The organism is Labilibaculum manganireducens, assembly GCF_002843385.1.
Lineage (GTDB): Bacteria > Bacteroidota > Bacteroidia > Bacteroidales > Marinifilaceae > Labilibaculum > Labilibaculum manganireducens.
The window spans coordinates 24,063-39,090 of the sequence record NZ_MVDE01000006.1 but is presented as its reverse complement, the minus strand read 5'-3'; the positions used below and the strand labels follow the sequence as shown (position 1 = coordinate 39,090).

At 38.8% G+C, this 15,028-nt stretch carries 6 protein-coding genes; all 6 read right to left on the bottom strand.

Annotation, left to right across the window (positions count from 1 at the left end):
- Window positions 1-11: 11 nt before the first annotated feature.
- Complete coding sequence (locus BZG01_RS05865) at window positions 12-2,603, bottom strand: alpha-L-arabinofuranosidase C-terminal domain-containing protein (RefSeq protein WP_101308902.1); 2,592 nt, start codon at window positions 2,601-2,603, stop codon at window positions 12-14.
- A 263-nt stretch (window positions 2,604-2,866) separates the two neighbouring features.
- A complete protein-coding gene (locus BZG01_RS05860) occupies window positions 2,867-4,231 on the bottom strand; it encodes a glycoside hydrolase family 27 protein (RefSeq protein WP_101308901.1) in 1,365 nt (454 codons plus the stop codon).
- A gap of 436 nt (window positions 4,232-4,667) precedes the next feature.
- Window positions 4,668-6,623, bottom strand: a complete 1,956-nt coding sequence (locus BZG01_RS05855) for a glycoside hydrolase family 127 protein (RefSeq protein ID WP_101308900.1) — start codon at window positions 6,621-6,623, stop codon at window positions 4,668-4,670.
- Window positions 6,624-6,927: 304 nt separating this feature from the next.
- Window positions 6,928-9,300, bottom strand: a complete 2,373-nt coding sequence (locus BZG01_RS05850; protein WP_101308899.1) for a glycoside hydrolase family 31 protein — start codon at window positions 9,298-9,300, stop codon at window positions 6,928-6,930.
- Window positions 9,301-10,052: 752 nt separating this feature from the next.
- Window positions 10,053-11,603, bottom strand: coding sequence for a RagB/SusD family nutrient uptake outer membrane protein (locus tag BZG01_RS05845; protein WP_101308898.1), 1,551 nt, complete (start codon window positions 11,601-11,603; stop codon window positions 10,053-10,055).
- A 12-nt stretch (window positions 11,604-11,615) separates the two neighbouring features.
- Complete coding sequence (locus BZG01_RS05840) at window positions 11,616-14,945, bottom strand: TonB-dependent receptor (RefSeq protein WP_101308897.1); 3,330 nt, start codon at window positions 14,943-14,945, stop codon at window positions 11,616-11,618.
- Window positions 14,946-15,028 lie beyond the last annotated feature (83 nt).

Here is a 15,028-nt window from a genome sequence, read left to right as displayed (position 1 = left end):
AAATATTATTTTTATTCTGATTTGATTCGAATGATAGAGAAAGAGTACGCAGGTATACGATAATTAAACTGTTTATTGATAACCATTGAACTTTTTACCGGTGTGCAGTTTACGTTGATAAGTTCACCCTTTAAAATGGTTACAACTGCTTCTGTTTCTTTTATCTGAAGTTGTTCCAAATTAATCGTTGAGTTCACTTCAACCGGCAGCAGGTTAGTTAGTTTCAAAATGTAATCACCTGTTTTACTATCGTGCACCAGCGATGAAATTATTCGTTTTTTTAGTTCCTTTCGGTTATCAGACAAAGTGATTGCTGAAGGAATATATTCATCGCCAGAATTTTGACCATAAAGTTTTTGTACGTAATAATCAACCGTGGGCTTCACTTCTGTGTTGTTGAAATAAATCAGATCCGGATTCCATTGTGTGTGTCCTTCTTTGGCCAGTAATGGTGCAAAAGATGTCATACTAACCACATCGCCGTTGCGTTCTACATTACTCAGGTGCAATGCTTCGCAAAGGGCAGTTTCGATATTCATTTTACGGCCGGCTATGTGTGCTGCATATTCTCCTAAATATACTTTGGCTTTGGAACGGTCATATTTGTCGTAATAGTTTTGATTATTTAAGAACCAGCCAGGAGACTGATAGTAGTGTTCGTCTACCATTGGAACATTTAATTTTGTAGCCAATTCCCAGCCTTCTCTGTAATCGGTGCCCATATAAGTTGGGCCAACAGTACCAATTACTGTGATTTCAGGATATTTTTCCTGAATAGCTTTGAAAATCATGGTAAAACGTTCCTCGAAAATATCAGTAATCAGATCTTCATTTCCAATTCCAATGTATTTCAGATTAAAAGGCTGAGGATGTCCGGCTTCAGCTCTTCGTTTTCCCCACGTGGTATTTTTATCCCCATTGGCCCATTCAATCAGGTCGAGAATTTCCTGCACATAATCACCCATGTCGCACATTGGAATGCCGCCTTGTTGTCCGTCTCCTCCCGTTGCGGAGTTCTGACAGGGCACACCTGCAGCCAGCACCGGCAATGGTTCAGCGCCAATATCTTCGCAATACTGAAAATATTCAAAATAACCCAAGCCTGCAGTTTGATGATACCCCCAGATATTCCGTTGCGGCATCCGGGCTTCCAGCGGGCCAATCGTGTTTTTCCAGCGATAGATATTGTCAAGACCATCGCCATGTGCTACACAACCACCTGGAAAACGGATAAAGCGAGGATGAATATCGGCAATTGTTTGAGCCAAATCTGCCCGCAAGCCGTTCTTTCTCTCTTTGAATGTATTCTCTGGAAAAAGAGAAACCATATCCAATGCCACTTTGCCCGTAAATTGCGGAACTATTTCCAAATGAGTTTTATCACTATCACCGTTTGCAATGATCACAAATTCCTGTTTTTTCCAATCTGAACTAATGCTTTTGCCGAAAGCTTCAGCATATACTTTCCCGTTTTCATCCACCAAACGAATCAGTAATTTCCCTTTAGCCCCATCCAAGCCTCGAACAAAAACAGAAAAGTTGTATTTGTCACCGGCTTTCACAGGAATGCCATCAAAACCTTCGTTAACCAAGGCCTCACCCTGCTTTTTAATCGATAAAACAGCGTAGTGTTTTTGATTGGGGTGGATCGGAGTAACCGTATCAATAATAAAACTGTTTTTATCACCGGTGAAATTCCATGCCGTTGTACTATTCCAATTCTTGTCATGCCCTTCTCTGTCACTTAGAGCATATTCAAATCCACGGTTTTGAATTAATTCGGCATACAAACCTCCGTCGGCAGCATAATTAATATCCTCAAAAAATATTCCAATCAATAAATCGCTAATGGACTTACTTTTTTTCAAATCGATGGAAATTTCAGCATCCAGCGCTTTTAATGATTTGAATCGTTGAGAATCTTCACTCAGACTTTCATTTCTTTGTTGTTCATGGTACTGACTCCATTCATAATGTTTAATCAAACCATCAATTATTTTCCATGATGTTTTTTGAATGATACCTGTTTGTTTTTCACCATCAATCATAACAACAACGCGGTCGTTTAAACGATCACTTTTGCTTCCTTCAACGGTCTTTGTATAGGTTTTAAAATCTGTAGTCGTAGTTTTATATACCTTTTTACTTCCATCATGATCGCTCAGCCAGCTAATCAGATAATTTCCTGAGCCAGTCTGAAAGGAAATTTCCGGCAAAAGAACATTGCCTTTGTCCATTACATAGGGATAGGCTTGTCTGCCCCAGGTAAATAAATCGGTGGTGGCTGCATGTGCAAACTGCCCCACTTCTTCATTTAAAGTCCAAATGCAGTGCCACTGTTCCTTCTGATCCAGAAATAGATAGGGTGTGATCAATCTTTTTTGACTTCCCCAACGCCCAAAATCACTGAAAAGGAATCTATATTCCGGACCAATGCCATGCCAGTTTTTTTTATCGGTACTCCAGGCGTAATGCATTCCGTTGCTGCCGTTATTTTTAACTGCAGCATAAGAAAACACAAAAGCTGAATCGGGTTCGTTAGCGAACACGGTCTGAAATAACGATAAAACAATAAGGCTCAGCAATAAATAAAATCGTTTCATATGTTTATAATTTTAAGTTTTTGTCATATAGCCTGTCCCGAACTTGTTTCGGGAGAACTTACCATGCTTGGAATAATCATCTCCCTGTGTGTCAAAATATCCTTGTCATGGACGTTTCATATGATTATAATTTGTTTTCATTTGCCATATAGCCTGTCCCGAACTTGTTTCGGGAGAACTTACCATATAATCATCTCCCTGTGTGTAGAAAGCTTTATACATGGACGTTTCATAGTGTATTATGTTTCTGTCTTAAAATTATTCTACTGTATGAATTTGAACAATCCACAAGCATGAGCAGCTAATTCGCGGCCAAATGTATCCGAAGTCGTGCTGATTTCTTCTCCCGTCCACAAATTAATCACCTTACAGTTTGAATCTACGCCAATTTCATTTAGCTCTACAGCAACTTTCACAGGCGAATCTGAAATATTGAAAAGGGCAAGATAAACATCACCGGTAACGGAATTTTTAGAAGTAATGGCAAGCTTGCCATCCTTTTGAAAAAGCTGATGTACATTAATTCCTACGCGGTGCATTTCCAACACTTCTTTATTAGTCAGCAAGGAAAGTGTAAACTCATCATTACTTGGAAGATCACCTCCAAACATTAAGGGTGATTTGAAAATTGAGAACAAAGTCATCAGCGTGTATTGTTCATCCTTGCTCAAACGGGTCATGCGGTCATTTCCACGTTCCCCGCGAATAGAGATGCGTCCCAATGGAATCATATCACAATCGGGCCAGGTGCCGGGTGCGATGTAAGGATACCATTTTTGGCAAATATCCATTAAATGAGTGATGTGTGGCCAGGTATCCCATACATCGTCAACCATTCTCCACATATTGGCATGATTTTGCACATGTTTCCCTGCTTCAATGGGTGTTTCGCCCGGTGAAGTGCTAAGGACAATAGGACGACCGCACTGGTCAATTGCATTGCGAATCAGTTCAATTTCCCCTTGATGATATGGGCGTGACAAGTCATCAATTTTAATGAAATCAACCCCCCATTCGGCATACAATTCAAAAATTGAGTTATAATATTCCTGTGCACCTGGTTTATCTGCTGTAATTGTATAATTATCCTTCAACCATTCACATTGGAGTTCGGTTGAATAGATCTGATCGGCTGTAATACCGTCTGTTCCTTTAATTGGCAATTTATTTTCTACAGCCACTTTCGGTATACCTCGCATGATATGAATCCCAAATTTTAAGCCTTTATTGTGAATGTAGTTAGCTAGTTCTTTAAACCCTTTACCGTCTTTTGCTGAAGGAAACCGATTTACCGCAGGTTGGTAACGTCCGTATTCATCAATCACATAGTGTGGATCGGTTTGGTTGTATCCTCCTGCTTTGTCATTTTCGACAAACCAGCGAATATCCACCACGATGTACTCCCAACCATAATCTTTTAGTTTTTCTGCCATATAATCAGCATTGGCTTTCACTTCATGTTCTTCAACGGTTGGACCATAACAATCCCAACTGTTCCAACCCATAGGTGGAGTTTGTGCCCAGGATTTAAATTCGTCTTTATTGAAAGTTTTAATCGTCTTTTTAGATTGGCAGGAAGTAAAAAAAGCCAGTGTAAAAATGGATAAGAAAAAAATAGATGATCTCATTTCAGTTCTGAGTTTAGGTTTAGGTTCTATTAAATTGTAAGGTTCAAAATAAAAGTACAAAATACGTTTTCTACAATATCTGCACAACTTTAATTGGATGTTCTTCAGAATAAATAAAAGAATCAATGCAAAAATCTAAATGGTACTCTGAATATACCATACCTATAGTGTCCATTTAAGATCAATCTCCACTATCCGAAAAACAAAAAAAGTCACCTAATCAAAAATAGCTGCATGTAAACATATTAATATTCACAAACTCTATAAACGTGAAGAACACCTTTAAACAGATCGCCAAATTCCGCTCTATCCCCATACCTCATTGTTTCAACAGATAAATAATATATATGATGAAATAATGAAGTCGCCTGTTAATTTCCAAAAAGAGAGTTAGACATTAAATCAAACTCTCTTTATCTTTTGTTATTTTAATAGGTTAATTCTCAGGCAACCAAACTTTCATTTTATTGGCACCGCGGTTATCCCACACGAAATAAGGTATGGCGATAAAATTCTTGCCGGAAACGTCAGCAGCAGTAATAAATTCTACACCATTGAGTAGTTTGGAGTTAAAAGCAGCAGTAAAACTGGTTTCTGATGAAATACTTACCTGATCAACATCGTCGTTATCAGCTCCCTCCACGCAGTAAACAATCGGTCCACGCTCGAGTGCCACTTTACCCAGATCATCAAGAACCTGTTCATTAGCTTTCACTTTACGAATATCCATCGGTAATGTGTATTCCACCCGGTCTCCTTTTTTCCAACTGCGGTTTAGAACAGCGTATCCCTTTTCAGTATGCAATTCAACAGCTTCGTTATTCACTTTAACAATAACATTATGAGAATTTACTCCCTCGTAGCTGTACAAATTACCAGGTACCGGTTGATTTTGTGCCCATCCCGGTATACGCAGACAAAGCACAAATTTGGTTTCCTTTTTCGGTGAAACCTCAATATTCACTGTCCCATCCCATGGGTACTCTGTTTGCTGGTGTACAGCAACAGTTGTGCCGTTTACCTTAAGATTGGTTTCACTTTGTACAAATAGATTCACATAAACTCTATTGTTAGTTTGGGCATAAACATAACCGGGTACCGACGGCATGAAACGACAAAGGTTTGTCGGGCAGCAAGAACAATCGAACCAATGTTCCCGGGTAAGGCTTTCTCCCCTGTTAAATGCATAGTGATTGTCACATTCAAGAGGATTTGGATAGAAGAAGGTTTTACCATCAAGTCCAACACCCGAAATTACACCATTGTACAAACTCCGTTCCAGCACATCTATGTATTTTGAATCACCATTCAGCAGGAACATACGATAGTTCCAGTAAACATTAGCAATTGCAGCACAAGTTTCATTGTAAGCTGTAAGGTTGGGAAGTTCGTAATTTTCACCAAAAGCTTCCCCATCATGTTTAGAACCTATACCTCCTGTTAAGTACATTTTTTTATCAACAATGTTTTCCCATATTTTATCAACTGCAGTTCGGTATGCATCATCGTTGTATAAAGCCGCAATATCGGTCATTCCTGCATACATATAAGCCGCACGCACAGCATGTCCAACGGCTTCAGTCTGCTGTATCACAGGCAGATGATCCTGATTGTATGGTCCCCAAAGTTTGCGTTTAGTACTGTCACCGCGCGCATCCAGAAAATGGCGGGCCAAATCGAGGTAGTCCTTCTTTTTGGTGATCATGTATAATTTGATAAGTCCGGTTTCGACGATTTGATGACCTGGAACAAGCGCCGGGTGATCCTGATTGAAAACCTTGACCAGTAAATCTGCATTTTTGGTCGCAATATCCAGAAAATTTGTTTTTCCAGTGGCCTGATAATGTGCCGCTGCAGCTTCAAACATATGTCCGCTGTTGTAAAGTTCATGGCTACTTTCCAATCCTTCCCAGCGTTTACCTGGTGCACACCATGAAGCAGGAGATATTGTCGGATCAATAATTTTCCAGGTCGTCAGATATCCGTCTTCTTCCTGTCCTGTTTTAATTATGCTAATTATCGAATCAACGTAATGATCCAGCTTAGGATCAGGCACCGTTGTCATCGAATAGGCAGCTCCTTCAATGATTTTGTATACATCGCTATCGTCAAAAGGCATTTCTCCTTTTGTTTTTCCTTCCATCACGCCTCCGGCAATCAAGAAATTATCCATACGGCCCATTTCTTCACATTTTGCAAAAGAAGCCGGAATAGTTACAGTTCGGTTTGTTTCAATTTTTGGAAGCCAAAAATGGTCGTTGACAGTCACTTCATTAAACGGAACTCCGGTAATGCTGTAATCGGGAGTGCTGGCGATCTCTTCGCCTTTTTTCTGAGAGCAGGCTGCTGTCCCGGCTAACGTAAGAATTATTAGCAGATTTTGTAGTTTCATAAATGTTCTCTTAATTATACTTCTGATTTGACTTCTCAATTTAATTTCATACTTACATCAATTCCTGCATCGGCTTCTTTTGAACATCATCAGTTTTCTGGTTGAATTCAGCCAATACTAATTAAATGAATTAAGCACCAAATTCGGCTTTGTTCATTTATATGTATGCATTATAACCTGCTAACTTCATTATACAGATTGGGCAACATTCTGGTACCCGAAAGAAAAAACCACAGAAAAATCCTCCTGCCATACAGGCTTGTTTGGAAAATTTCTGCGGTTTGTATTCATATTGAACAATGATTTAAAGTTTTTCTGACAGAGCTTTACCGATGTATGTTACTGTTCTCACAGGAGTACTTTCTGCCAAACCAGTTCCTGAAATTGAATTCACCAAAACCAAACGAAACTGACGTTCAGACAACATGCCTGAGAATTCTCCCTTTCGGTCTGAAATACTCAATGTTTGCTGTGCATCGTCCCATTTGAAAGAAATAGTTGAATAAGCTCCTTTTTCGTAATTGTAGTTGTCTCCTTCATCTTCATACAAAGTAAATTCGCCATCAGCACCGGGATAAATACGAATCTCCAGATCGTCCCACTTTTTCTCTGATGCATATTGCACTTCGGGTCCCCAAGGTAAAATAGAACCGGCTTTCACATACAATGGGATCAGATCAATTGGTGCTTCTCGGTTTATTTCCTGACCGCCAGCCAATTTTTCGCCTGTCCAAAAATCAAACCATTCAGTCCCGGCAGGCAGATAAATCCGGCGACTATGGGTTTTACTAAAATTACTGAAAACCTTATCATTATTTTTACCGGTATACATGGGTTTTATAACTGGTGCTACCAACAAAGACTGACCAAATACATATTCATCATTCAAATCAGCAAGCTTTTTATCATCAGGAAAAAGCAAGGGCAACGCATACATAAACGAACCTGAATTGCTGGTTACCTGCCAAGCTGTTGAATACAAATAAGGAAGCATGCGGTAACGCAGCTTAATCATCTTTTCAATGGCATCAAAAGCCCAATCTCCTCGTTTACCAAACTGATAAATTTCACGAGGAATATCTGTTCCATGCGAACGCATCATTGGAGTTAAGGCACCGAACTGAGCCCAACGAACATAAAGCTCGTGATATTCAGGATTTTTAGCACCACCGTCTTTATTGTATCTGCCGGCAAAGAAACCTCCAATGTCTGCATTCCAATAGGGTATACCACTCAATGAGAAGTTTACGGCAGCCGGAATTTGTTTTCCCAGATTTTCCCAACTCGAACCGGTATCTCCCGACCATGAATTGGCACCATTTCGTTGCTGTCCGGCAAATGATGAACGGGTTAAAATATACACCCGCTTTTCAGAGGTCATTTCCCGTTGATGATCGTAAATTCCTTTGGTATGTTCCAGAGAGAAAGCATTAGACACCGATTGGTATGACCCAAGAAAAGTAGGTTCTACAAAATCGCTCTCTTTCACATTAATATGGTCAGGTTCTGTAGAATCAAGCCACCAGGCATCAGTTCCAATCGAGAATACACCCTTGTTCAAATAATCCCAATAAATATCGCGGGCTTCCGGGTTGTAAACGTCATAAGGTTTAGTACCTCCATTGGGTGGCCAAGTATCAAAATTTATGAGCATGCCTTTCGACTCAAATTCTTTGTATTGCTTGGTTAACGGACCAAATCCCGGCCATGCAACCACCATAAGGTGTCCGTTCATTCCGTGAACCTGATCAGCCATGACTTTCGGGTTAGGATATTCAATTGGTTTCCAAGTCATGGCATTCCACATACTGTCTTTGCCCCAGTATTGCCAATCCTGAATCATTCCGTCAATCGGAACCTGCAATTTTCTGTATTCTTTCAATACATTTACCAGCTCGTCCTGATTTTTATAGCGTTCTTTGGATTGCCAATATCCAAATGTCCATAATGGCATCATAGGCGCCTGACCTGTTAAGTCTCGCATTTGTGCCACTGCCTTTGTTCCTATCCCTGAATACATGAAATAATAATCAGCACAATCACCAATTGCCTCAAACGAAGTTTCTTCATCATTATCTACAAAAGTGTTTACGGCATAATTATCCCAATAAAGAGCATAACCTTTTGAAGAATAGAAATAAGGGATCGTAATATTCAGATTTGAGTTCTTCATTTCGAGGGTTTGGCCTCTTTGCATCAGCTTGCCATTTTGAATCTGCCCAAGTCCGTAAAGTGCTTCATCATTTTCCAATGCAAAGGCTTGTTTTACTGTGAAACTGGCTTTGCCGGCATCATCAAACGGAGTAAATATGGAGCCAGCCTCTTTTTCTGCCAGCAATTCATTTCCGTTCAGGTCAGCAAATTCAATCTTACCGCTTACAAGATCGAGGGTCAGCTGAAGTGCGCTGCTTTTTACAGTAATCAACTGACCTTTTTTATATATTTCCAGTAGTTGTGCTTCCGGCGATTTAATTACTGAAAGAGATTTTTTCTCGAAATTGAAGCCTTGCTTCGATTTGATAATCCTAACAATTTCAGGTGAGAAAAACTGTACTTCAATTTCGGTTGAATCAACTGTAGCTTTCAGACCAAACTGAGTTTTCTCATATTCGTCAGGAGCGCAAGAAGCCATCCATATTGACAAGTAAATAAAAGACAGGTAAATAATTTTTCGCATAATTTGTTTCTTTGAGTTACTATTGGGTTTTTGGTTGCAGCAGCTTGTTGGACAAACGAATTAAAACAGATCGCCGGAAACTATATTTAACAGCTCCCTCTAAAAACACTGCAAGTATTGCTTTGTGCCAGTCTTATACTATCTGCCGGTGGTATATAATATGTGTTCTGAAATGTTGGTCCGCATAAAGACAAAGTTAATGGTGAATTTTTCTCACAGAAACAACATTTCCATTCCAAATGTTTACCATACAACCAGTCCATTAGTTTTCATATTTGATTAATTTACACTTTCAAAAGTGTAAATTACTTTTTAAATATACGAATTCCGAAAATAAATAAAAAATAGAAAAATAAAGGAACGTGCCACACAGGCAGGTCAAATTATTGCTCATAATTCGCAGATAAGTATTATACGCCATACGATAATCCATACTGCCTTACCGTTTAATTTGTAAATTTATTTTCCGAAAATGTTTATTTTTATTTTGCAAGTTTTAAGCGAACCAATTTATATGTTTCTCTCACCAACCCGTGCTTTTAATTGAAATATTTTTGCATTTTATTTGACAAGTAAAAGTATTGTTCACTATTAAAAATCAATGCTTATTAATTTCAATTCAGATCCATTTGCAAATCTTGTCAGTGGTTTATTTTGTGGATCAATAAGAACCAAAAAACGTAAGGATTAGTTCAAAAACAAAAGCCAAGATCTTAAAAAAGACCTTGGCTTTGCCTTATTAATTGATATTTTTAATACCCAGGATTATTAGGGAGTAAATTTTCATTAATATCAATGTCTCCTTGAGGTACTGGCCACAACCACCCCTTGCTTGCATTAAAGTTTATAGTAGTTATCTTAATCTGTTCGAACACCCATTTAGTTGGGTCTGCAGGGTCAGATAATTTCGATTTGTCATAACCATACACATCATGCACTAAGGATTCATCTTTCCAACGCAGCATATCTGCATACCGTGTTCCCTCCATGCAAAATTCGACTCTTCTTTCATGTCTTACTATTTCACGAAGTTGAGTTTGGTTAAGCCCGGTTCCTTCAACAGATTCAATAGCAGGCATTCCCACTCTTGCACGAACAGCATCAATCAGGTCATAAATTTCCTGATCCGTACTACCAGATTCGATTAGCGCTTCAGCACGCATCAGGCAGATATCTGCATATCGCATCAAGATCGTATTCAGGGTACTGGTGTTGACGTCGGCAACTCCATACTCCGCATATTTACGTGGTTTGGCGCCACAAGGGTATTCAGCATAACTGGCAGGAATAAAAGTAGCATCTCCATATGTTGAACCCGGCAGAACTACAGTACTAGCAAGTCTTGGATCTCTGTTTGTATAAGGATCCTGATCGTTGTAACCGGATGTTGCATCTGTTATCGGCAACCCATTGGTCATGTAATATGAATTAATCATATCGGCTGTAATGTTCGACGTTTGCCAGGTACCCAGAACAAATGGCTCTGCCGGCCATGGTTGGGGTTGATTTGTTGTGTATTGAATATCAAAAATAACTTCACTATTATTCTCCTTGGCTTCCGTGAAAAGACCAGAGTAGTCTGAGAAAAAATCATAAACCTCAAGATCCATAACATCCTTAGCGGCCTGAGCGGCTGCATCCCATTGTTCATTATAAAGTAAGATTTTTGCTTTATAGGCCAATGCTGCACCTTTAGTCGCACGTCCTACCTCAGAATAAGATTTTGGTAATACAGCGATAGCATCAGTAAAATCAGAAAGAATTTGAGTAAGAACTTCACTTTTAGCATTTCGTGACACGTAGGCTTCATCAAGTGTCAGCACTTCGGTTATAAGTGGCACATCTCCAAAAAAAGTAATTAAATCAGAATAGGCATAAGCTCGTAAAAATTTTGCTTCCGCCACCATCTGAGTCCGCACTTCGTCGCTTACCGGAGCTGTACTAATGTCTTTCATAAATTGATTTGCCCTTGTAAGGATTTTATAATCTTGTTGCCATTTTGCATTCGGAGCCCAGCTGTTTGAATTGGTACTCCATGAGCCAATTTCATTTGAACCCTGCCATGCTGCCTGGCAATAACCGTTATCCGACATAAATTCAAACTGATAAAAATGAGTCGGTGTGGCATTTGGCTGAATGGCATTGTAAATACCCATTAGTGCCATTTTAGCCTGGGTTTCGTTTTTATAGAATGTGGTAGGGGACAACCTATCAAGAGGCGTTTTATCAAGAAAATCATCTGAACAACCAAACAAAACTGATAAAAGAAAAAATATAGTAATGATTTTATTTGCATTTTTCATCGTTAGGATCTTTTAAAAGTTAACATTTATACCCATAGTCATCACACGAACCTGAGGAAAAGCCTCAGCTCTGGTTTGATCAACTTTTTGCTCAGGATCAAAACCTTTAAAATTCGTGATGGTAAAAGCATTTTGGATACTTCCATAAATTCGTACGGAACCTAATCCAATTCGGGAAACAATTTCAGGATTAAGGGTATAGCCCAATTCAATATTCTTCAAACGGAGGTAGGATGCATCTTCCACATAGAAAGACGAATGAACATTCGTACGATATTCGTCTAAAGTTACCCGTGGCATAGTATTGGATGGATTTTCAGGTGTCCATCTGTCTTTCCACCATGAACCTAGATTGGCCACACCGCTAAATGGCGTAGCAATTTCATAATAAAAATAGCCATCAATGCCTTGTACACCTTGAAAGAATGCACTAAAATCAAATTGTTTCCATTCCAAATTTAGGTTCAACGAATAAGTAAGATCCGGGAACTGTTTACCAATTATCGTTCTGTCGTTATTCTGATCTACAACGCCATCGCCGTTAAGGTCTTTAAACTTAATGTCTCCCGGCTGTGCAACATAGTTTGAAACAGAAACAACACCTGGCTTTAAAGTATACGTACTTCCATCATAGTCAAAATCAGATAACTGATAAATTCCATCCATCTTGTAGCCGTATAATGAATTAATGGCGTCCCCCACTTTTTGAGCCTTGGGAGAAGTAAGTTTCTCCGGATCCATTTTTGTAATTTTATTTACAACGTGAGATGCGTTAAACGTAGTACGGAACTTAAGACCATTTGAAAACGTTTTTCGGTAGGTTAAAGAAGCTTCAATTCCCTTATTCTGAACTTCACCGGCATTTACGAAAGGTGGATTCAATTGCATAGTCCATGGAATTTGTCGATCTAAAAGTAAACCTTTTGTTTTTTTGTCAAAATAATCAACGGTCAGTTCCATGCCGTTTCTCAATGTCATATCTATACCAAAATTCAATTGTTCTGATGTTTCCCATGATAAATCTTTATTGATCATATCTTCTAAAGCCACACCTGAATATAGGGCACCTCCAAGCGAATAATCTTTACCTGACTGCAAGATATCACTCCCGTTATAATAGTTTGGTATTTTCTCATTTCCAAGCTGTCCCCAAGAGGCACGTAGCTTCAAGAAATTAAGCCAATCAGCATCTTGCATAAAATCTTCTTTCGAAATAATCCAACCGCCTGAAAAAGATGGAAACGTTCCCCACTGATTTCCTGAAGCAAATCGCGAAGATCCATCTCTTCTAATGTTCGCTTCAAACAAGTACTTGTTATCAAATACATAATTTATACGCCCGAAGTAGGATCGCAAGCCAAGGTCGTAACTTCCGGCATTATTTTTCTGAGTAGCAGCATCACCAAGATTGAGTACTCGCTGGTCATTGTTAACAAAGTTTTTTCGATAGCCACTTTGCCAATCGTAAGTAAACTCTTCTTCAGAATAACCGGCTAACAATTTTAACTCATGTTTTCCAAATGTTTTGTTGTATTTCAATAAAGAAGTCAACATTGTCTGAACATCTGTATTATTACGAACATCCAAATCTGATGATTCTGTTTTTGAACTTCCGTCCTTATTTGCTAATACAACATTCGCATTAAAACGGTTCCCGTTTGATGTAACAACATTATATCCATATGTTACCTGCGCACTTAAATCTTTAGCAATTTTATATTCAGCTTCAACCTGCCCACTAAAATTATAGCGTTTCGTTTCTGCTGTACTACCAGTTTTAATTTCGGCATAAGGATTTAATTCCCCGTTTACGCTCATATATTCTCCATCAGCATTTCTAAGGGGATATACCGGAGCTAGTGTTGCATACCATGTAGCATTCCAAACACTGGTAGGCTCACCTTTAACACCAAGGTTACCAGCCAATTTAGTCGACAGCCTTAATTTTTTATCTTTTAAGAAAAAAGCATCTATGTTCGAACGAAAATCGGTCTTTTTGTAGCTGGTTGCTACCATAATACCATCTTGATTTAAATGCCCAAGCATAAACGCGTACTGCACATTTTCATTACCACCTGACATATTTACACGATGATTCTGTGTATTTGCCTGACCATAGTACACTTTAAAATAATCAATATCAGGATACATTGGGTCATTGTGTGCTGCATACTTTTGAATATCTTCATCGGTGTAATTTGGAACACTTCCTGAATTTGCCGATGCCTCGTTACGAAGTGTGGCATATTCTACCGAATTTAAAACACTTGGCAAACGGGTTGCTTTCTGTACGCCAAAATAGCCGTTATAGCTCACTTTCATCTTGCCGGCAGTTCCTTTTTTTGTGCTAATCAAAATAACTCCATTGGCAGCCCTGTTTCCATAAATGGAAGAAGATGCTGCATCTTTTAATACTGATATTGATTCAATGTCAGTTGCATTAACATCAGACATATTGCCAGGAAATCCATCAATCAGTACCAATGGTGAATTATCAGTCCATGTTCCAACACCTCTAATGGAAATAACCGCATCATCATCTCCTGGTTTTCCTGAACTTTGCAAAGCATATACTCCAGAAACAGTACCTTGCAAAGCCAAACTGGCATTGGTCAAAGGTCTGCTTTCCATATCCCCCATCTGAACACTTCCTACGGCTCCAGTCAAATTTGCTTTCTTCTGTGTGCCATAACCAACAGCTATCACTTCATTCAACCCAATTGTTTCTTCTGTTAATGTTACGTTAACGTTTGCTCTTCCATCAAAAAGAATCTCCTGAGACCTCATTCCAATAAAAGAATAAACAAGAACCCCATCACCTGGAACATTCAAAAGAGTATAATTTCCATCGATATCGCTTATTGTTCCATTTGTGGTTCCTTTTACCATTATTGTTGCACCTGGCAGAGGAATTCCATTGGGATCAGTAATTTTTCCGGAAACTGATTTTTGCTGCAAGTTGTTTTTTTCTTTTCCCTCACTGTTCACCAGTAAGATATGGCGATCGAGAATCGAATAAGAAACATCAGTATCTTCAAATAGTTTATCCAATACCTGATCAATCTTGATTTCTTCGACCTTGATGTCTACCTTACGGCTAACATCAATCAAATCATTATTGTACATGAAAAAGTACTCCGAGTTACTTTCTATTTGATCAATAACTTCTTCCACACTTACATTCGTCATGTCTAATGATATTTTAGTCAATTGAGCGTAAGATTTAATCGCGAACGTTTGCGATACAGAAACTAATAAGATAAAAATGGTAAAACGCATAATCTTAAGCATTTTTAACAAGCTGGTGTCTTCCAGCAGCCTGTAGGTTTTGTTTTTTTTCATAAATTTGTAATTAACGGATTTACTACTTCTTAAAGTTAAATTCTAATTAATCGACAGGGCAGGTAGTGCAAATACCTCCCTGT

Excerpts from the sequence above, each read along its gene's own strand:
- BZG01_RS05860 (WP_101308901.1), bottom strand. The coding sequence starts at position 4,231 with ATGAGATCATCTATTTTTTTCTTATCCATTTTTACACTGGCTTTTTTT.
- BZG01_RS05855 (WP_101308900.1), bottom strand. The coding sequence starts at position 6,623 with ATGAAACTACAAAATCTGCTAATAATTCTTACGTTAGCCGGGACAGCA.
- BZG01_RS05845 (WP_101308898.1), bottom strand. The coding sequence starts at position 11,603 with ATGAAAAATGCAAATAAAATCATTACTATATTTTTTCTTTTATCAGTT.
- BZG01_RS05840 (WP_101308897.1), bottom strand. The coding sequence starts at position 14,945 with ATGAAAAAAAACAAAACCTACAGGCTGCTGGAAGACACCAGCTTGTTA.
- BZG01_RS05865 (WP_101308902.1), bottom strand. The coding sequence starts at position 2,603 with ATGAAACGATTTTATTTATTGCTGAGCCTTATTGTTTTATCGTTATTT.
- BZG01_RS05850 (WP_101308899.1), bottom strand. The coding sequence starts at position 9,300 with ATGCGAAAAATTATTTACCTGTCTTTTATTTACTTGTCAATATGGATG.